Annotated in this window: 16 protein-coding genes; 13 read left to right on the top strand and 3 right to left on the bottom strand. The window is 40.7% G+C overall.

Annotation, left to right across the window (positions count from 1 at the left end):
- Positions 1–3 precede the first annotated feature (3 nt).
- From B2400_RS00405 to B2400_RS00365, 9 genes are all read left to right on the top strand, one after another.
- Positions 4–1,254: a nitrous oxide reductase family maturation protein NosD gene (locus B2400_RS00405; RefSeq protein ID WP_293930114.1), complete on the top strand. Its 1,251-nt coding sequence runs from the start codon at positions 4–6 to the stop codon at positions 1,252–1,254.
- Entirely contained in the window at positions 1,251–1,988 is a 738-nt protein-coding gene (locus B2400_RS00400) for an ABC transporter ATP-binding protein (RefSeq protein ID WP_286651319.1), read from the top strand. Before B2400_RS00405 ends, B2400_RS00400 begins: the two co-directional genes overlap by 4 nt.
- The gene (locus tag B2400_RS00395; RefSeq protein ID WP_286651318.1) at positions 1,981–2,748 is read left to right on the top strand and encodes an ABC transporter permease subunit; all 768 of its coding nucleotides are present in this window, start codon (positions 1,981–1,983) and stop codon (positions 2,746–2,748) included. Before B2400_RS00400 ends, B2400_RS00395 begins: the two co-directional genes overlap by 8 nt.
- A gap of 30 nt (positions 2,749–2,778) precedes the next feature.
- Positions 2,779–3,744 carry a DUF542 domain-containing protein gene (locus B2400_RS00390; RefSeq protein WP_286651317.1) on the top strand — a complete coding sequence of 322 codons (966 nt, stop codon included), beginning with the start codon at positions 2,779–2,781 and terminating at the stop codon, positions 3,742–3,744.
- Between the two features lie 31 nt (positions 3,745–3,775).
- A complete protein-coding gene (locus B2400_RS00385; RefSeq protein ID WP_286651316.1) occupies positions 3,776–4,561 on the top strand; it encodes a FixH family protein in 786 nt (261 codons plus the stop codon).
- 59 nt (positions 4,562–4,620) lie between these two features.
- A complete protein-coding gene (locus B2400_RS00380) occupies positions 4,621–6,639 on the top strand; it encodes a TonB-dependent receptor plug domain-containing protein (protein WP_286651315.1) in 2,019 nt (672 codons plus the stop codon).
- 188 nt (positions 6,640–6,827) lie between these two features.
- Positions 6,828–8,942, top strand: coding sequence for a ribonucleoside triphosphate reductase (locus B2400_RS00375; RefSeq protein WP_286651314.1), 2,115 nt, complete (start codon positions 6,828–6,830; stop codon positions 8,940–8,942).
- Complete coding sequence (gene nrdD / locus B2400_RS00370; protein ID WP_149525522.1) at positions 8,926–9,111, top strand: anaerobic ribonucleoside-triphosphate reductase; 186 nt, start codon at positions 8,926–8,928, stop codon at positions 9,109–9,111. Before B2400_RS00375 ends, nrdD begins: the two co-directional genes overlap by 17 nt.
- On the top strand, positions 9,092–9,769 hold the full coding sequence (locus tag B2400_RS00365) for an anaerobic ribonucleoside-triphosphate reductase activating protein (protein ID WP_286651313.1): 678 nt from the start codon (positions 9,092–9,094) through the stop codon (positions 9,767–9,769). The genes nrdD and B2400_RS00365 overlap by 20 nt, the downstream gene beginning before the upstream one ends.
- A 78-nt stretch (positions 9,770–9,847) precedes the next feature.
- On the opposite strand, the gene B2400_RS00360 is transcribed toward B2400_RS00365, so the two are convergent.
- From B2400_RS00360 to B2400_RS00350, 3 genes are read right to left on the bottom strand one after another with little or no spacing between them, the layout of a single operon-like run.
- Positions 9,848–10,315, bottom strand: coding sequence for a hypothetical protein (locus B2400_RS00360; protein ID WP_293930109.1), 468 nt, complete (start codon positions 10,313–10,315; stop codon positions 9,848–9,850).
- A complete protein-coding gene (locus B2400_RS00355) occupies positions 10,299–11,750 on the bottom strand; it encodes a S8 family serine peptidase (RefSeq protein WP_286651311.1) in 1,452 nt (483 codons plus the stop codon). The genes B2400_RS00360 and B2400_RS00355 overlap by 17 nt, the downstream gene beginning before the upstream one ends.
- Positions 11,751–11,773: 23 nt before the next feature.
- A complete protein-coding gene (locus tag B2400_RS00350; RefSeq protein ID WP_286651310.1) occupies positions 11,774–12,253 on the bottom strand; it encodes an HmuY family protein in 480 nt (159 codons plus the stop codon).
- 501 nt (positions 12,254–12,754) lie between these two features.
- Between B2400_RS00350 and B2400_RS00345 the strand changes: the two genes are divergently transcribed.
- Genes B2400_RS00345 through B2400_RS00330 form a run of 4 tightly spaced genes read left to right on the top strand, consistent with a single transcriptional unit; the run spans position 12,755 to position 21,478 of the window.
- Positions 12,755–16,639 carry a PAS domain S-box protein gene (locus B2400_RS00345; RefSeq protein ID WP_293930107.1) on the top strand — a complete coding sequence of 1,295 codons (3,885 nt, stop codon included), beginning with the start codon at positions 12,755–12,757 and terminating at the stop codon, positions 16,637–16,639.
- 3 nt (positions 16,640–16,642) lie between these two features.
- Positions 16,643–17,002 (top strand): response regulator transcription factor, encoded by a 360-nt coding sequence (locus B2400_RS00340; RefSeq protein WP_149525528.1) that lies wholly within the window; start codon positions 16,643–16,645, stop codon positions 17,000–17,002.
- Positions 17,003–17,009: 7 nt separating this feature from the next.
- On the top strand, positions 17,010–18,077 hold the full coding sequence (locus tag B2400_RS00335) for a hypothetical protein (RefSeq protein WP_286651308.1): 1,068 nt from the start codon (positions 17,010–17,012) through the stop codon (positions 18,075–18,077).
- Entirely contained in the window at positions 18,074–21,478 is a 3,405-nt protein-coding gene (locus tag B2400_RS00330) for a sulfatase-like hydrolase/transferase (RefSeq protein WP_286651307.1), read from the top strand. Before B2400_RS00335 ends, B2400_RS00330 begins: the two co-directional genes overlap by 4 nt.

Raw genomic sequence — 21,478 nt, 5'->3', positions numbered from 1 at the left:
AAGATGAAAAGCTTAGCCTTAAATATATTTAGTACAATGTTTGTTTATTTTATGGTAGCAGCGAGTTCTCATGCTGCTACCATTGAAATAGGCGTTGGAAAACGTGTGAAAACGATAAAAGAAGGGATTGCGTTGGCCAAAGAGGGCGATACTGTATTAGTGCACGCAGGCTTATATAAAGAAGGTAATATCGTTATCGACAAACCAATTACTTTCTTAGGAAAAGGGAATCCAACCTTAGATGGTCAAAAGAAGTATGAGCCTTTGTCTATCAAATCACATGGCGTCCTCGTCAAAGGATTCACATTCAAGTCGTCCGGACACTCATCGTTGGATGATATCGCAGGGGTAAAAATTTATAATACCTATGATGTCAAAGTGATAGACAACATTCTAGATGACAATTTCTTTGGGATCTACTCGCAGAGCTGCAAGCGCTTAGAAATACGCGGAAATAAAATTCGTGCTTATGGAAAAGCGGAACAGCTGATCGGGAATGGTATACACGGTTGGAAATCTGATAGTTTGGATATTCAACAAAATGAGATTATCGGACATCGTGACGGCGTGTACTTAGAATTTGTGACGCATACTCATGTATTGAATAACTTGTCGCAAGATAATCTTCGCTACGGACTACATTTCATGTTTTCACATGATAATAGCTATGTAGGGAATACTTTCCGCTCGAATGGGGCGGGCGTAGCCGTGATGTACACCAAGAATGTACACATGGAGAATAATAGATTTGAAGAAAATTGGGGAGATGCGGCCTATGGTCTTCTCCTAAAAGATATATCCGATAGCCAGATTATTAATAACCATTTCGACAGAAATACTACCGGAATTTTTATGGAAGGATCCAATCGGATCCATCTAGAACAAAATAATTTTAAGGACAACGGCTGGGCAATTAAAATACAGGCAAGCTGCATGGACAATAGATTTAAAGACAATAATTTCATGCAGAATACTTTTGACGTAGCCACAAACGGATCCTTATCGCTTAACTATTTTGAGAATAATTTTTGGGACAAATATGAAGGGTACGACCTTGATAAAGATGGGATAGGGGATATTCCTTTCCGTCCTGTTAGTTTGTTCTCCATGTTAGTGGAGCGCTATCCCTCGGCCATGCTACTCTTTAGAAGTTTTATGGTCACGTTATTTGATCGTACAGAGAAGTTATTACCAAGTTTAACTCCCGAGAGCCTCAAAGATGAAAAGCCTCGAATGAAATCGATGAAAGTATGATTCAGATTCAACATATCACAAAAGAGTTTGGAAAGCTCAAGGCATTAAACGATATCAATCTTCAGTTGGAAGGAGGAGAGTGTATCGCTTTGATCGGACCAAATGGAAGTGGTAAGACCACTTTGATAAAGACGATTCTAGGTATGGTTGTTCCTAGTGCGGGCAACATCCTTTTCGAAGGGCAGAATATCCAACAGAAGTGGATTTATCGGAACGAAATTGGGTATATGCCGCAAATAGGGCAATATCCTGAAAATATGACTATTGCTCAGGTATTGGATATGATGAAAGATATCCGCAAGATGCCAGAGAGCGAGTTGGATTTGGAGCTTTATCAAGCTTTTAATCTGCCATCACTGCTAGGTAAGCGGATGGGAACCCTATCGGGTGGTACCCGCCAAAAAGTAAGCGCCTGTTTGGCCTTTATGTTTTGCCCGAAAGCGTTAATTCTGGATGAACCCACCGCAGGTCTGGATCCACTATCCACCGAGATTCTGAAAGATAAAATCCAAAAAGAGAAGGATAAAAACAAGCTGATTATTATTAGTTCACATGTGCTAAGTGATTTGGATGATATGGTTTCACAAATCATTTATCTGCAAGATGGTCAATTGATCTTTCACAAAACATTGCAACAATTAAAAGAAGACACAGGCACACAAAAATTATCGAAAGCAATTGCCCAAGTAATGACTGTGCCAAACCACCCTAACAAAGGAGCTGTCCATGAATAAAATTATTCGATATGTATTTGTTGACCTATTGAGGAATAAGACTATCCTAGTCTACACGTTATTGCTGCTTGTGCTGTCAATTAGCGTCTACAGTATGGAGGATAACTATGAAAAAGGCTTGGTTAGCTTACTGAATATTGTGCTTTTTGTTGTTCCTTTGGTGAACATTGTGTTTACAAGTATTTACCTATATAATAGCGCCGAGTTTATTAACCTGCTTGTGAGTCAGCCTCTTAAGCGTACTCATATTTGGCTTAGTATATTTATTGGATTAGCAGGCGCTTTGACACTATCATTTATCATCGGTGTCGCTGTGCCAACCTTTCTTTATGCTTTCAGTATATCTGGTTTAACATTGATAGGATGCGGTATATTGTTGTCGTTGATATTTGTGTCAATTGCCATGTGGACATCAGTATTGATAAGAGATAAATCAAAAGGGATCGGACTTGCGATCTTATTATGGCTTTATTTCGGGTTGCTTTTTGACGCTTTGGTTCTCTTTATGTTATTCCAGTTCTCAGATTATCCGATTGAGAATCTAATGGTCGCCTTGTCTATGTTCAACCCGATCGATATTAGCCGTATTCTGATTCTTTTAGAACTTGATCTATCGGCCATGATGGGTTATACCGGAGCAATTTTTCGAGATTTTTTTGGAACAGCATTAGGCATGGGGATTACGCTGTTTGTAATGCTATTATGGTGCATTATTCCTTTATGGCTTTCCCTTCGTTATTTCAAGAAAAAAGATCTATAAGATACAATAATGTGTTAAATTTTAAGTGCCATGATTATTTCTAATTTACTTGATGTCTGCAATTTAACGACTCAGGAAAAAATAAGAACCATATTTGAATATTTTGATGCGCTCTCTGAAGGCGAATCGTTTATCATCAAGAATGATCATGATCCGAAGCCGCTTTACTTTCAACTCTTAACAGAGAAAGGCGATGGCTTCCAATGGGAATATTTAGAATCGGGACCCCAAATTTGGCAGGTGAGGATTGGAAGGACCCATGTTTCAAAGGCTGAGGAAACAATTGGAGAAATCGCGGCGAAGGATATTCGGAACGCGTCGCTATTAAAGAGTTTGGGTATTGACTTCTGTTGTGGCGGTAAGCAGACTCTTGCTGAAGCGGCTGCTTCTATTGAGCTTACTGAATCCGAGCTTCAACTTAAATCAGCACAAGCGGCGAAAATCGAAGCGCCCACTAACTACCTAAATTTTGAGAGCTGGGAGTTAGATTTCCTTGCGGCATACATTAAAAATGTACATCATTATTATATACGTGAGCATGGTCCCGTTATCAGTAATTTAGCAAGCCGAGTTGCTATGGTACATGCTAGTGAGCAACCTGAGTTGGTCACTTTCGCAAAAGAAGTCGATGTATTCTTAGCTGAGTTATATAACCACATCGACATGGAAGAGAAGCAACTGTTTCCCGGAGCACATAACTTAAGCATGCTAACGACTGAACATACTTGTCAATTGGTTCAATACCTTCGTTATGAACATGGGGATTTAGGTGACGAGTTACAAGAACTGCGTAGGATCACGAATAATTACGTGCCGCCAAAGAACGCTTGCTATTCTTATATCTCATTACATGCCCAGTTAAAGGCGCTTGAGAACGACCTGCTTCAACATATTCATTTAGAAATCAATATATTATTTCCTAAACTTTTAAAAACTTATGATCCTCCTTTAGACTCAAAAACGTTTTATGAGGATGAAGGCATAAGTAGCATTTAACAGCGATTAAAAACACAAAAAATATAATACAATGAAAAAGATAAGCTATCTCCTTACGCTTTGCATGACGCTCTTATTTATGGGGTCTTGTTCGAAAGATGATCCAATTGTGGAGATCGAAACAGATAAGCAAATTATTGCGAAAGCTACTTTAAGCAATGATGAAGAGATCACGCTCATGGGCGACAAAGATCTAACGGTCGGTTATCAGAGAATTTATATTCAACTTACGAAAGACGGCCGATTACAGACCTCTTCCAATATAAGTTTCTCGCCGATTATGGACATGGGAACCATGACCCACGGAGCACCATCGAGTGCTTTAACATATTCGAATCAAACGAATAGTTTTGAAGGGTATGTCGTGTTTACCATGCCCTCGGGTGAGTCAGGTTCCTGGGAAATGAAATTCAAAGTCAATGGAGAAGAGATCAGTATTCCGATTGATGTGAAAGCCGCGCCTGCTGGCAATGTGCCGGTGAAGACTTTTACTGCATCAAATGATAAACGATACGTGATGGCACTGGTTGAACCAGCATCGCCAAAAATAGGATTGAATGATTTAGAAGTTATGATCTTCCAAAGGGAAACCATGTTTTCATTTCCCGAACAGAATGGATTAACACTAGACTTTGATCCTCAAATGACTTCCATGAACCATGGTTCTCCTAACAATATCTCACCGGTGGGTGCTGGCAACGGCCGTTACAAAGGCAAAGTGAATTTCACGATGACCGGTGATTGGAGATTGTTTTTCGATATCAAAGAGGGGACTACCGAACTAGGAAAAGATGTATTCCTTGATGTTCTCTTTTAACTTATGATAATCTGCGCCGAAGATTAGGCACAGAGTGGTTGTACCTCAATTCAAAGCTTATGAAACGCATACGATATATATTATTTTTAAGTGCATCGGCACTAAGTTTTAATGCGCTCGCTCAACACCATCAGGAGCAAGACTCTCTAAAACATGTAGAAATAGAAGAAGTCGTAGTGACGAGCCGGGTTGGCGTGAATAAGCAACTTGAAAAGGAACTGCGCGCTTCCAAGCAAGCAAATATCGACCAGTTGTTGGACAGAATTGCCGGTGTGCAGATGATCCGACGAGGTGCTTATGCTTGGGAACCAACCATACGCAGTCTCAACGCTGCGCAGATTAATTTAAGTATTGATGGTATGGCAATTTTTGGTGCATGTACAGACCGGATGGACCCTATCAGTTCATATATCGAGCCTAGCAACCTTCAACAAATAAACGTCAATCTGGAGCCTTCCTTTAATAATTATGGTGCAGGTATTGCCGGCGGTGTTAATTTTAAATTGGCTACCCCTGAGTTATCGCAACATCCAAAATTAAGTGGGATGCTCGGAACCGGCTTTGAAACGAATGCCGAGGCTATTCAAACCTTAGCTTCTTTACAATACAGCACTGACCGCTATGGTATTTTGATCAACGGGATATTCAGAAAGGCACATGAGTATCGGGCAGCAAATATGCAGGTCATTCCACATTCGCAATTCCAAAAGTGGAATGGTTCATTAGCGTTCAAATATAAAATAAACGATCGCAACCAGCTCACTGCTCAATATCTAGCTGATTACGGACAAAATATAGGTTACCCTGCTTTAACTATGGATGTCGCCTATGCAAATGCGAACATTGCGTCAATAAGCCATGTCTATTCGATGAAATCCACCGGAACAGATCTTCGCAGTAAAGTATATTTTAATCACATCGACCATGCGATGGATGATACTAAGCGTCCGGCCGAAAGCGTTGCGATGCATATGGATATGCCAGGCGTTTCTTGGACTGGTGGATTCTATAGCGAAACCTCTTTTCAAAAGGGTAAGCATTATTTACAGGCTCGTGCAAGCGGCTATGTAAATAGATTGACTGCTAACATGACGATGTATCCTACACAAGGAAGTCCAATGTTCATGTATACCATTCCCGATGCGCAACGCAATAATGTCAGCTTAGATATTTCTGACAAGTTCGCTTTTTCCGAACATTGGGGACTCGATCTACTAGGGACTTATAGCTTCTCGCATTCGAAGCTTTATAGCGAAGAAGGGGAGGCGCAGCTATCGGGAATGAAGAATGGAAATCTAGATCGGAGCAACCACCTAGCGAATATAAGTCTGATGGGGCATTATCAACCCAGCGCTCATTGGCATTGGATGGCTAAATTAGGATATGCTACTCGAAGTGCGAGTCTACAAGAGTATTATGGTTTTTATTTGTTCAATCGCTTAGATAACTACGATTACTTGGGCAATATGGATCTCAAAACCGAAAAAGCTTTGCAAGCGAGTTTGGGAATGAGTTACCAATACGCTTGGATGCGATTTGAAGCGACTGCTTACAATTATTTCTTCAGAGACTACATCGCCGGCGCCATTAATAGTGATTTTCAAGTGATGACCATAGGTGCGACAGGAGTAAAACAATATGCTAATCTACCTTCTGCGAATATTGTCGGGGCTGAGTTTGCGTTACGTCTAAAACCTTTTAAATATCTAGAGTGGATCTCTACGATTGCTTATACTGAAGGGATAGATAATAGCAACAATTCACTTCCCTTGATTTCACCTTTTACTAATAACAATAACCTCCTACTGAACTACAAAGGATGGACCGGACAGGTTGAATTGGCATATTATGCTGCTCAAAACAAAGTGAGCCCTGAAGTTTATGGCGATACTCACACGCCGTCCGCGACTTTATTGAACGCGGGATTGCGAAAGACCTTTAAGCTGAAGCAACATCGACTGATCAGTAATATTCGTGTGGAGAATATCTTCGATCGCTACTATTACCGTCATCAAGATATTATGAAAATAGCGAGACCAGGACGAAACTTTGTAGCACAGATAAGTCTATCGTTTTAAGCATTTTCTATTCTTGATATTCCCCTTGGCTATCAATATTGGCCAATACTTTTTGCATAGATTTTGTTTTTCTGAAAGTTTTTTAGAAAAAAATGAATATGTGTTTTGTGTCATTTTAATTCTGCGTACTTCTGGGTAGCTTTAGGTAAATCCTAAAAATTCTTGCTCTTAAAACTCAAAATTGTGATATGAAAGACGTAATTAAACGAGACGGTTCCTTAGAGAAATTTCAGCCATTTAAAATTGAAGACGCGATCAAGAAAGCCTTTCAGTCGGTATCCATTCCTTATGATGAGGAGATCATGGAATCTGTACTTACTGATATCGGACAGTCTGCGCTCGTGGATGTTGAAGATATACAAGACGTAATTGAAAAGAAGCTCTATGTGGGCGGTTATTTTCAGGTTATGCGCTCCTTTATGCTTTTTCGACATACTCGAAAGTTGCAGCGCGAGCATATCGATCGATTTGTAGATTCAAGTACTTATGTCGATAGCAGCCATGCCGTCGAGGAGTATATTTATCAGAATGATTGGCGAATCCAAGCGAATGCGAACAACTCATTTTCTAACGCCGGTTTGGTCAATAATACAGCAGGAAAAATTATCGCAAATTATTGGTTAGATAAAGTTTACAATCGGATCGAAGGCCATGCACATCGCAATGCCGATATTCATATTCACGATTTAGACTGCCTAACGGGTTACTGCGCCGGTTGGAGTCTGCGTGTATTGCTCGACGAAGGCTTTAATGGTGTTCGTGGGCGTGTCGACAGCAGACCTCCCTCACACTTCCGGGAAGCATTAGGGCAGATGGCTAATTTCTTAGGTATTTTACAAAGCGAGTGGGCCGGTGCGCAAGCATTTAGTTCATTTGACACTTACTTGGCGCCGTACGTATTCAAAGACCGATTAAGTCAGATCGATGTGAAGAAAGCGATCCGCAGCTTTGTATATAATTTAAATGTACCAGCGAGATGGGGTCAATCACCATTTACCAATATTACGCTCGATTGGAATGTTCCTCAGGACTTACAAGATCAGATTCCAACAAAGTCAGGCATCCATTTATTCCGTGGCTTGCAAGACGAGGAACTAAATAAGTTTGCCGCCGAACGGGGCGCAGCTAATTTAGAAGATTTGACCTATAAGCATTTCCAAAAGGAAATGAATATGATCAACAAGGCTTATTATGAGGTCATGACGGAAGGAGATGCGAACGGACAACCCTTTACTTTCCCTATCCCTACAGTCAATATTACCGAGGATTTTGATTGGGAGGGTGAAAACGTAGAAATCTTATTTGAGAATACAGCAAAAATTGGCTCTTCTTATTTTCAGAATTTCATCGGTAGCCAATATATATTAAATGATGCAGGCGAGCGGGTTGAAAATCCTGATGCATACAAACCAAACGCGGTTCGTAGTATGTGTTGTCGTTTGCAGCTCGATTTACGAGAGCTATTGAAGCGAGGAAATGGGCTGTTCGGGAGTGCCGAAATGACGGGCAGTATAGGTGTGGTTACTATCAATATGGCAAGGCTGGGCTATCTTTATAAAGGTAAGCCTAAGGAATTGTATGAACGGTTGAACGAGCTCATGGAGATCGGAAAATCTAGCTTAGAGAAGAAACGTAAGTTTGTACAAGAGATGTATGACAACGGACTATATCCATATACCAAGCGCTATCTCCCTCATTTCCGGAATCATTTCTCTACCATCGGTGTCAACGGCATGAATGAGATGATCCGTAATTATACGGACGACCAAGAGAATATCGTATCGCCATGGGGAAAAGAGTTTGCTAGCAACGTATTAGATTTCATCCGAACCCGACTTAGGGAGTTTCAGGAAACTACGGGTAATCTCTATAATTTGGAGGCGACACCGGCTGAGGGCACGACCTATCGATTTGCAAAAGAAGATAAAAAACGCTTTGACGATATTCTGCAAGCAGGGACGCATCCACAGATTTATTATACCAATAGTTCACAGTTGCCAGCCGATCAGACTGATGATCCGTTTGAAGCTTTGCTATTGCAAGATGATTTGCAGTGTAAATATACAGGCGGTACAGTACTGCACCTTTATATGCGCGAGCGAATCAGTACCTCGGAAGCATGTAAAGAGTTTGTGAAAACCGTATTAACGAACTTTAAACTGCCATATATTACCGTGACACCGGTGTTTAGTGTATGCCCTAAACATGGTTACCTGAATGGACAACATGAATATTGTCCGCAATGCGATGAAGAAATTATCAATAAACATAAATTAGATATCACACATGAAAATTTTGAATGATGAAAGACAGCAGGTGTTGCAGCAACATCAGCAAGAGCGTAGTAAATGTTTAGTTTATACACGCGTCATGGGATACCATCGTCCTGTAGAAAGCTTTAACATTGGAAAGCAAGGGGAACATAAGGAGCGAACCTTATTCTGTGAGCAACATGGCAAAGCCGCTATTTGATATCACCCCCTTCACCTTACTCGATTATCCTCATAAAGCAGCCTGCATCTTTTGGTTTGTAGGCTGCAATATGCGTTGTCAGTATTGCTACAACCCTGATATTGTTTTTGGAAAAGGGAAGATTAGTGTGGAAGACGCAGTATCATTTTTGCGGTCGCGGAAAGGCCTTTTGCAAGCCGTGGTGCTCAGCGGGGGAGAGTGTAGCATACATAAAGACGTAAAAACCATTGCCCAAAAAGCAAAGGATCTTGGTTATTTAGTCAAGATCGATACAAACGGAAGCAGTCCTAAGACGCTGTCAGCGCTTTTAGATGATGATCTTATAGACTATGTTTCCTTAGATTTAAAGGCTTTGGAAGCTGACTTTAGAGCCATTACAGCCGCTAGTACTTTCCATGCCTTTGAGGAATCCTATCGTATTCTTCAATCCTCCAACATTTCTTTTGAAGTGCGCTCTACCGTTCATTCTGCACTGCACAGCCGTGCAAACATCGAAGCGATGATCGAATACCTATATGAACTGAACTATCGTGGAACTTACTACCTGCAAGTCGCATTGAACAATGTAAGGACAATAACAGACCTGCCAGATTCTACCTACAACATCGCTAATTTGAACTTCGAGACTACGAAACTTCCGGTTGTCATTCGTGGTTGAGCTTCTTAGAAAATCATTAGAATATTAGTTATTTAAAATGATTATAAATAATATTCACTATCTTAATAGCGAATTTTATTAATCATAAGGAAAGTAGATTGGGTTCGGGTGCCATTGGTACTGCTTGTTGCTGTTGGCCTTTGCTACGCTGTTGTAATCTTTCGCCAAGATTACTCCGACTTTAAACCCGCGTGTATTATAGGTCGATAGAGAGTCCGGTAAGTTGCTTTTGTTGTTTGTGTCGTAATGTGCTTCAGCAATCAGCTGCAGTTGGCTGATATTGGCATGGCGCTCGCCACGGTATATCTTAGTGACCTGATATTGATCGTTATACTGAAAACTATATTTGATCATGTATAGATTTTCAAGATCCAAGATATAGTCGACGACGGCTTGTTTTTGTTTGATGTGTTTAATGTTTACTTCACTATCTTTTTGGCAGGAGCTTAAGGAACATGCCGCAAGGAATAGTGCTATGCCGGTGCTGATTAACGATGTATGCTTTGGCATGGCCAAAGTTTTTGGATTTCTATTTGGCTTGTTCATATGCTTTTTTAAAGTTTGGTACACCATAACCCAGCTTGTTGTCTGGATTTGTACTTTGGCTGGCTGTTTGTTGCAATAGTTCTTTTATTTCCTTGGCATTTTTGTTTGGCAAGGCTTCCCATAAGCAGGCAATCAACCCTGCCAGAATAGGAGGGGTATCCGAGGTGCTGTATGAGTCTCCCCATCCATAGATGACAGGAATTTCTTGCGCCAGCACAGCTAGTTCAGGCTTTATTCGTCCATCGGCGGTTGGCTTGTTCAAGACATTCCACAATGGCTTATTCCGCTTGTTGATATTGCCGGCTGTAATAATATCCTTGGCATCTGCTGGAGGGAGTATAAAGGTGATACCATTGGACTCTTGCGGAAACATTTGAACCGTGATGATGCCTTTTTTGAAAGCCTGATCAGCCACTCTACTGCTGATGGAGCGACCATCGGCTTGTTCGGCCTTCATATCAAATTGAGGTTGATTGAATTTCACGCCATAGACACAAGATGAGCTAATGATGTCGACGCCCAGGCTATCGGCTCTTTCGACCCCTGCGACCCAACTGGTTTCATAAAAGGGCTCTTGACTACCGTTCTGATCCGTACGAAGCAAAATGTAGTCGGCTTTTGGTGATAAGCCAATAAACTTTTGCGGATTAATGGCTCCGAGCATAGCTAGGAGATTGTTACCATTGGTGGTCGTCGTACTGATGTCGCTGCGGTTATAAAGCAAGTCGTAACTATCCTTGATCTTTTGCTCCGATATTAAATGGATTAGTTCAGGTTTTTCATCTAAATACCCAAACCCTTCGCTGAGAATTGCGATGGTCTTTCCTTTGCCAAAGAACTTCTTCTCGTGTAATAAATTAGCCTCGTATTGTTGTAGTAAACCATAGGTTTTTCCATAATTAACAGCACCGACCTTCAAGGTGTCTAAGATGTTGGTAGAGGCAATTGCGGCAAACGGTGTCTCGTTTTTGATCGGAGGTACAACAGGTTCCTGGTAAGGTAGATGTACTCCAATTGTTTTGATTGATGCAACAAAGGATAAAGATTTGATCTTTTCCAAGTTATCTTTATGTTCTGGTAAGTGAATAACCGCATAGTTCAACCATTTTGAGGTGTTAAGTAGCTTGCCTTCACTTTCTTTCAGAAGCTCGCTCAAATACTTCCTGCTTACCGGTAAGTCGGTAGAATCAATCGCTATCTTTTGTATCTTTCTGCGTTGTATCGCTTTGTCACTAAGGTAGCTTGACGGATCTAGAAGGGTGTATTTATTATTGTTTTTGTCTTTAAAATAAACAATGATTGCTTCTTTATACTCCGTTTCTGCTGGTTTTTGGTCTATGTAAGTGCCAAATGGAGAGATGTCCTTTCGGCAGGCGCTGGGTTGTGTTAAGAGACATAAGCTTAGGATTATAGACCAGTTACTTTTAAATTTCATATGTTTGGTATGTTGAATGTAGATTAATGGAATCGTTGTCCTTTCTCTATGTATTGATATCGGAAGGTGAAGAAGCCTGCGCGCGTGCTGATGGACTCATAAGACTCACCTTTCAGCTTAGGCATATCTCGGTAGAAGCTTAAGATCTGTAGTTTTACAAATCCCTTTTGATCGGCCGTTTGAATAAACATTGTCTTTTCAGGATAGGGCATGTAGAAATTATTTTCATCCATGTAATACCAAGTTTTCCCACCGCTGCGATAGCCTAAGGCGAAATCCGTCCTGCCGTCATCTTGCTTTAAGTCGCTTAAATTTGGGATGTCTTTGATATTCTGATAGGCCGTATGCACAATAATGGCTTTCGCATTGCCTGTACGGACCGGGTTGCCCATGGTACCACCATTAATTTTCAGCTGTGCATGCTCAAAGCAAATGTCCCAGTTATCATCTCCTGGTTTTTTGACCACTTCGCCCGTGCTAAACTTAAAGTAAGGCTTGGTCATGTAGTCTGCTTTTAAATTTCTGACGACCTTTTCCCCTTGAATAGGATCCGTTGGTAGTTTTGGTTTGTCTTCCTTTTTGCATGAACAAAATAGGAGGAGAAAACATAGAAAGGCTTTGGAAAGCCTTGATAAGTAATAAATTCTCATCTTTTTTGTTTGTAATGATTCTAAATAATAGCAAAAGTACGTTTAGAGAAAAAATATCTACCTATTCATAATGGCATTTAGGTTATGCGTAATGATATATCGTTTGGATTGGGAGGCTATGCCTATTGTTCGTCATGAAAAATGAAACATTTTTCATCGATGCTATAAAATGTTTTTACCTAATCGCCAATCTTTCTGTTGTTGTGAGGCTTGAAACAATAGATAAGTTTTAAGAATCGTTAAGATAATTTTAAAACTATTCGGCAAGTTTATCTGTTTTACTCAAAAAAACAGGACTGTGCCGCTTTATATCGCTATCTTGCGGTGCATTAATTACTACCTATAGAAAGCAACATGAACTCGCAGTGTACTCCGACAAATGAGTCAGAGCGCTTGGATATGTTATACTCATTCGGTTTAATGGGACTTGGCAAGATGCCAGAACTCGATATTTTCGCCGAATTGGCATGCAGGATTACCGCATGTCCATCTTCCATCATCGCAATAATGGAAGAAGATATGCAACGTATTCAAAGCTGTTTTGGCATTAATTTAGAAACCGTAGAAAGAAGGAATACCGTCTGTCAATATACGATGATGAGCGAAGAGCCGCTCATGATTGAAGATACATTTCAAGATCCTAGAACGAAGGATAACCCATTGATTCGTGCTGCTGAAATTCGGTTCTATGCCGGCGTTCCGCTTTTAGACGATCGTGGCTTAGCCTTAGGCACCTTATGTGTTGTTGATTTTGTTACCAAAACGATATCGGAGGAACAGCTTTCGGAACTAGCGAAGCTAGCGGATGCTGTTGTAGCCTTATTATTAGCTAGGAGGAAATCGACCCAAGCGGCGTATTTTAAACAGATACTTTCTGTAACACAAAACATGATTTGTGTGCTCGATGACAATTTTATAATCAAAGAAGTCAATCCTGCGTTCGCTGATCTCATGGCTTTCTCGACTCGGGAAGCCGTGGGCATGAGTTTCCCTGAGGTGCTTCAGGCAAATGAAACTGTGCTCAAAGCACTACAATCAACCATAGAAACAAATGGAGAAGTACAGGTTCAGACACGCACAGAAACGCCTTCGGAAGAGGAAGCTTTCATCAATTGGAATCTAAAATACAATCCCGACAATAAAGAGATCTTTGCATTCGGCCGCGACATAAGTAAGGAGAACGCTGAGAAAGTGAAGCTTTTGGTTTCCGAACGGAGATTCAGGAACTTCTTTGAGAATGGTATAGGGCTGATGAGTATGCATGACTTGGATGGAAATATTCTTCGGGTCAATGAAATGGGAAGAAAAGTCTTAGGCTATTCTTCGCATGAAGTTCAGGGTCTTAATCTTCTTGATCTTGTACCTCCTGAAAATCGTTCGCTAATTAAACCCTATCTAGAGCGAATAAAGCAAAAAGGTGAAGATAGTGGCATGATGGTGTTACGTCATAAGGATGGCGAATGGATCTATTGGTTATATAATAACATTTTGGAGATCGACGCGGAGGGTAGTGCCTATGTAGTAAGTTCCGCGCTTAATATGAACGAGCGTATTACCTTAGAGAAAGATCTTCAGCACACAAAACAAATTCTAGAGCAAAGTAGTCAGGTCGCACAAGTTGGGGGCTGGGAAGTGGACCTCGCAAAAAATGAAATTTATTGGTCTGGTCCTACGCGCCAAATCCATGGCGTATCCGACGATTTTAAACCTACGCTTGAGAATGCATTCTCTTTCTTTGATGATGAGGACAGTCAAACTTTATCAGAACTCTTTAAGACGGCTATTTTATCCGGCAAATCCTATGATATTGAAACTCGACTGAGAAGAGCATCGGGCGAATATATCTGGATTCGAATTAAGGGTGTTCCGGAGATAATTGATGGACGATGTACGCGCGTTTTTGGGATTATGCAAGACATCGATCAAACGAAACAGTTATTTCTGGAGCTAGAGCGAAAGGAGTCTATGTTGCAAACGTTCGTCGATTATGTGCCTGCATCCGTAGCCATGTTTGATCAAGATTTGAATTATCTAACGATAAGCAAACAGTGGAAAGAAGAATTTCATTACATCGACAATCATGTGCCAAATCGTAATCTTTATGAGGTATTCCCTAATATTCCAGAGCGGCGCAAGGAAATCTATCGTAAAGCTTTAGAAGGAATACCGTATAAAAATACAGATGAGGTTGTTAAGCGTGAAGAGCATGAACACGCCCAGCATTACAATTGGGAAGTGAGACCATGGCGATTACCTGATGGGACCATCGGCGGAATTATTATATTCTCGCAAAATATATCCGAGTTAGTGGCTAAGAACGAAGAGCTGAAAAATGCCAAAAAACTTGCTGATATAGGAAGTAAGGCTAAATCAGAATTCTTAGCAAATATGAGCCATGAGATTCGTACGCCTTTAAATGGTGTTATCGGATTTTCGGACCTACTATTGAAAACTCCACTGAACGATTTGCAGAAGCAATATCTAAAATATGTTAATGAGTCGGGAAATAATCTGCTTTCTATCATTAACGATATATTGGATTTCTCAAAGATTGAATCTGGAAAATTGGAGTTCTACATAGACCAATACAATCCCTATGAGCTCGTCAATCAAGTAATACATGTTATTCTATACCAAGCGCAAAATAGGGCCATAGAGCTGCTCCTAAATATCGAACAAGGTCTTCCAGATCTTATTTATATTGATGAGTCGCGAATAAAACAAGTTTTGATCAACCTCTTGGGGAATGCTGTGAAATTTACCGAGACAGGAGAAATTGAGCTTCGTGTTGAAAGAACCAATATTGAGCAGGATAAAGTGAGACTTCGATTCTCGGTCCGCGATACGGGCATTGGTATATCGGAAGAAAAGCAACATCGCATATTCGATGCCTTTATGCAAGAAGATAGTTCTGTGAGTAAGCGTTTTGGTGGTACAGGACTTGGGCTGACAATTTCCAATAATATTTTGCGCTATATGGGCAGTGAATTGTCGCTAGAAAGTAAGGTCAATGAAGGATCGATTTTCTCATTTGAGATTGAAGTGCCCTACGAATATACAGAAGAGCAGAATGATGACTTATCGGTGGAGAATGTGCTCATCGTTGATGATAATGTAAATAACCGCGTAATTCTTGAGCATATGCTCGCTTATAAGGGAGTTAAGACGACTTCTGTCGGCAATGGGTTTGAAGCAATACAGCTTTATCTAGACGGAAAACGCTTTGACGCTATTTTGATGGATTACCGTATGCCAATATTGAATGGTTTAGAAACCATCGGAAAGATCAAAGAATTCTTGAACCAACAGGGCGAACCTATCCCACTTCTAGTTTCACATTGTTCGTCTGAAGATCAGGAACATATGACGCAATTCCGTCAGGAACAGAATTCCTATTGTCTGACAAAGCCGATTATTTCTGAAGAATTATATAGGATTCTTCGACAAACCCAGACGACCGAAAAGTCTGTTGTTGAGGAACAAGAGTCTGCTAAGCACCTGGAAAAAGCGTTTCGTGTGCTTGTAGCGGATGATAACCCTGTAAATATGGCTTTGAACCTAAGGCTTGTTGAGGGCGTATTGCCACAATGTGAAACCGCCAGTGTGGAGAACGGTGTTCTTGCCGTAGAAGCCTGCGAAGCATCTGTTTTCGATTTGATTCTGATGGACATTCAGATGCCATTGATGGATGGAATCGAAGCCACACAGCGCATCCGAACGATGAAGGGATACGAACAGGTGCCTATTATCGGTATCACTGCAGGGAATGTCATTGGTGAAAAGGAGAAATGTTTAGAAGTTGGAATGACCGATTTTCTCACGAAGCCAATTAAGGCTGGCGATTTTAAGACTATGGTGACGAAAGCAATGCAGGCTTTAGAAGCTGATTTAGTCAGCGAAGTCGAAATGTCTGTTCACTTCGACGAAAGCATAATGGATGAATCGACCGATAATGATGCCGACTTCAAACAAGAGTTTATCGGTATTGTTTTAGGAGAGTTGGAGCTGCAAAAAGAGCGGCTGAATCTCGCTCGCGAGGAAAGCGACGTTCCGCAGATCAAAAAGCTATTGCATAAACTTCGTGGAACGTCCAGTACAGCCGGGTTGATCCTGCTAAATAGAATGGCAGCTGATATGGAGGAGAAGTTTATAAATGGCAATTTACCATTCGATGAAATATCGAATTTGACCAACGAAATTGAATTATTACAGAAACTATTAATAAAAATTAAAGCGTAGAAGATGGTTGTGTTATTAGCCGAAGATGATGAATTGATTCTTAAAACTATTGAGCATAAACTAAAAAAAGAAGGATTTGAAGTAATTCTTACGAGAAATGGGCAAGAGGCGATCGAATTGATAAGAAGTCAAAAGATTGATTTAATCATTAGCGATATCATGATGCCTTTTGCTTCTGGAATAGAAATTCTTGCTGAAGTAAAACTGTTGGAGCAACCTATTCCAATCATCATGCTCTCTAGCATGGGACAGGAGGAAATCGTCATTGAAGCATTCGAAATGGGAGCTTCTGATTATATGATCAAACCTTTTAGTCCTAATGAATTGATTCTGCGTATTAATAAATTATTGAACAGACCATAGGAGGAAGATGGAGCCGGTACTCACCCTACATGAACTAATGATCGGAATCTTAACAATTTTGATTCTCGTTTTTTTAGTTATTCTTGCCCTTTTGATTTTCAGTTTTCGCGAATATAAGATCGTAGAAAGCAGACAGCTGTGGAAGAAACTGGTGGAGGAGTATTTAGCCAAAGTCATCATAGAAGGGTCTGTTGATGAGGTGTATATCGATAAGGATATCACGTATTACTTAAAATATAGAGAGTTTCGTCGTTATTTTCTTAATCGCTTGGTTGAATCTGAACGCAAGTTCTCCGGCGTCGCTGCTCAAATATTGAAACGCGTATTCTACATCTATCATTTGAATGAGGAAGCTTATGCACTATTAAGGAGCAAAAAGCCCTATTTGATAGCTAGAGGTATTCAGGTTTTGAAGGTGATGCGAGCCGAAGAGGCTCTTCCAGAAATCAAGTCAATGCTGAATCACAATCACCTTAGTGTTAGGCAGGAAGCACAATACGCTATAGTATACTTCGAAGGCTTTGAGGGATTGGCTTTTCTGGATCAGTTCAACGGAGTACTATCCGACTGGCAACAGTTACGTATCATCAGTTTTATTAAGCAGTTGCCAAAGGATGCAATTCCAAGATTGCTCAGTTGGCTTTATGGCGCAAACCCCTCCGTTATCATATTTTCACTAAAACTTATTCAAAAATTCAAAGTGCTAGAGCTACATGCTGATTTAATTCAAATATTGAATTATCCGAATCATGCTGTGCAGCTGGAAGTGATACGCACAATGTTCAGTCTTGATGTATTCGATACTTCGGAACAGCTTGTGGCGCGATTTCCGTTCATGGAAGAGGCACAGCAGCAGGAGATCATCAAAGGTTTGGGTTATACCCGTGCAAGAGATCAGATTGACTTTTTAAAAAAGGAGTTGAGTATTTACCCTACGCAAAGAGGAAGAGTGAATATTGCTGATTCACTTTTTTCGATAGGTGAATTTAATTATTTGAATAACTTAAGGTTATCTCTTAACGAAGGAGATCCAAATCTACTAGTTTTAAACCACGTATTGGATAATAAGCGATGAACGAAATAGCAAAGGTCATTTACGAAATTGTTGTCTGGCTATTCTTGATCTATTCAATGGGAATATTCAGTGTCTATACTTGGATCGCCATATTTTCCTATGGCGCCGTAACGCGTTATAAATACGGCAATATCTATACGGACTATTCGTTAATTGCCACGAATCCGAATGCACCAAGTTTTAGCCTGATTGCGCCTGCTTATAATGAGGGAAAGACAATTGTAGAAAACGTGCGATCCTTGTTATCGATCTACTACAATAAGTTAGAGATTATTATTGTCAATGACGGTTCTAAAGATGATTCCATCGAAAGACTTGTCGAAGCTTATCATTTAGAGAAAGTAAGCTACGCAATAAGCGGCAATTTGAAAACTCAAGAAGTAGTTCAGGTTTATAAGAGTAAGAATCCTGCATTCAGGAAGTTAATTGTCGTAGATAAGAAGAATGGGGGTAAGGCAGATGCACTCAACGTAGGGATAAATATTTCCAAAAGCGATTATATTGTCTGTATTGATGTCGATTGTATTATTGATCAGGAGGCGATACTAAAGCTTGCCAAGCCTTTTATGGAGCAAGAGGATAAGCGGTTAATTGCGTGCGGAGGTGTTATTCGTTTAGCGAATAATTGTAAGATAGAGAATGGCAAGGTGGTCGAAGTTAATCTGCCTAAAACCTGGTTAGGGCGGAGCCAGGCGTTGGAATATATCCGAGCATTTGTGTTAGGCCGAATGGCATGGTCAAGAGCGAGCGGATTAATTTTGATTTCAGGGGCATTTGGAGCCTTTGACAAGGAGATTGTGCTTGCCTGTGGAGGATATGACCATAGCACCGTTGGAGAGGATATGGAGCTTGTCGTGCGGATGAGACGCTACATGATTGAAAAAGATCTACCACATCAGGTTATCAATATTCCGGATCCTCTTTGTTGGACGGAAGTACCTGAAGATAAGGAAGTGTTAAAAAAGCAAAGAAACCGCTGGATGCGGGGCACCATGGAAACCCTTTGGACACATCGTAAATTGATGTTCAACCCGAAATACGGTAAACTGGGTATGCTAAGCCTACCGTATTGGTTTTTCTTTGAATTCTTGGGTCCCTTTGTGGAATTTACAGGCTATATTATCTTCATTCTTTTTGTACTGTTTGGGATTATTAATTGGACATTCTTTTTCGCCTTATTCCTGCTCGTTGTATTTTCCAGTATTCTGTATTCCGTCTATGCGGTTTCGGTGGATTTGGTTAGCCATCAAGTATATTCCAAGCGAAAAGATCTAACCACACTGATTGCAACGGCTGCCCTCGAACCGTTTTATTTCCATCCCTTGGTCGTACGCGCCGGAATTGCCGGTATGGTCGATTATTTTAGGAAAAAGAATGGATGGGGAGAAATGACGAGACAAGGGTTCTCGCAGGAGAAGGACGAAAGCTTTAAAGAAAAAGCCTTGCGCTATGGCAAATGGCTCATGGAGCAATTTAGTCCAGTGGCGCTTGTTTATCTCATCTTTGTTCTGCTTACAAGCATTGCGGAATGGTTTATTTATGGAAGCAGCGTTCAGCAGTTTAAAACCATGGAATCATTTGCTGTGCTGTTGGCCAATAATGCCCTAACGGCTATGGTTTTTCTTTTACCATTAGCGGCAGTTTATCTTTTGATTTCATTGTTCAATGAACGCTTAGCCAATTGGATGTTGCCAATTATTACAGCCGCTGCAGTGACCATTCAATTAATTTTAGCTTTCTATTTTATTGAGTCCCGAAACCTCTTGGGAACAGATCTTTTCTTTTACTCTTCCGAAGAACTAATTGGAATTCTTCGTGCAAGTAATGTTCTTAATTGGTTGAATGTATTTCTGTTAATGATAGGACTGCTAGCCCTAATCATGAGTATAAAATTCCTGAGCAGTAAAATTAAGGGTTCGACGATAAAGGGGCTTTCCATTTTATCAGCAGGTTTTATAGCATTGATTTACCTCGCTTTATTTGGTGCAGTAACCGGGAGCTCCAAGGATGACTTTATGCAGACGGCTGAACGCAGTAAGCTAGGGTTCTTTCTCTACAGCAACGCCGATTTATTATCGGATAATATAGGAGATCGTGTATTTGCTAGTTCGATTGAGTCGTCCGTCGGTTCACTGAACGCAGCTTACCCATTCCTGCAGAATGAGCAGACTATGGATGTGTTTGGCCAGTATTTCCAGAAAGCTGAAAAAGCACCCAACTTAGTTTTAATTTTAGTTGAAGGCCTCGGCAAAGCATATAGCAGTTCGGATGGCTACATAGGAGACTTTACGCCTTTCTTAAACCAGCTCAAAGACAGTTCCTTGGTATGGGATAATAATTTAAGTTCCTCCGGAAGAACATTTTCAGTACTGCCGACGGTACTAGGTTCACTACCTTTTGGTACCTCCGGTTTTCTTGAACAAAAAGATTATCCTGAGCACTTTAACTTGCTGAATGTTTTAGCTTTTAACGGATTTAAAACAGGGTTTGTTTACGGTGGAGATGCTAACTTCGATTTTATGGCGAAGTATCTAAAAGCTAATAATATTGATGTACTCCTTGATGAGTCGAGCTTCCCTGCCGGCTATCAAAGACTTCCAAGTGCTAATGGCGAGAGTTGGGGTTATGAAGATCAAGCCGTGCTTTCTCAGCTAAATGCACTGTCGGAAAAGCAGTCCGAACCTTATTTCCATATTGCACTAACACTATCCACGCATAATCCGTTTTTGATCAATGATGCACAAAAATACGAGGCATTTTTTCAAGCGCGCTTACAACAGCTTAAACTGCCCAAAGCCAAATACGGCCTGGCAATGGAAAATAAAAAGCAACTGATTTCGGTCATCAACGCCGATGATGCTTTGCGTCAATTCTTTGCAGATTATCGTCAGCGCGAAGAGTTTAAAAATACTATATTTATTATCACTGGGGATCATGCCATGCCTGAGATACCGTTGCAGAGCAAGATCGATCGTTATCACGTGCCATTACTTGTGTACTCGCCTTTATTAAAAAATAAACGCAAGTTTCATCATACCGTAAGCCATTTTGATATTGCACCATCCATTTTAGCTTACTATCGAGAAAATTACCAGCTACGAACTCCTCAACAGGTAACTTGGATAGGGAAGGGTCTAGACGTCGGTGCTGCCAAGCAGAGCATGGGGGTTCCTATGATGCAAAGCAAATCTCAACTGATTGACTTTGTGTATTCCAACGTGCATATCAATGATAATCGTGCATTTAAGTTGGATAGTAAGTTGTCTGAAGATGCGATTGGCGACGCGAATGCGAATCCAACAACGAAAAAACGATTTGATGCGTTCCGCGAGATGAACAAGCAGTTTATCAAATCGTCTTCTCTGCTGCCAGATTCAATCTACAACAAGTTTTTCCAGTAG

Origin of the sequence: Sphingobacterium sp. UBA6645 (genome assembly GCF_002455685.1) — a bacterium.
Classification (GTDB): Bacteria; Bacteroidota; Bacteroidia; order Sphingobacteriales; family Sphingobacteriaceae; genus Sphingobacterium; species Sphingobacterium hotanense.
This window is presented reverse-complemented; position numbering and strand designations above follow the sequence as displayed.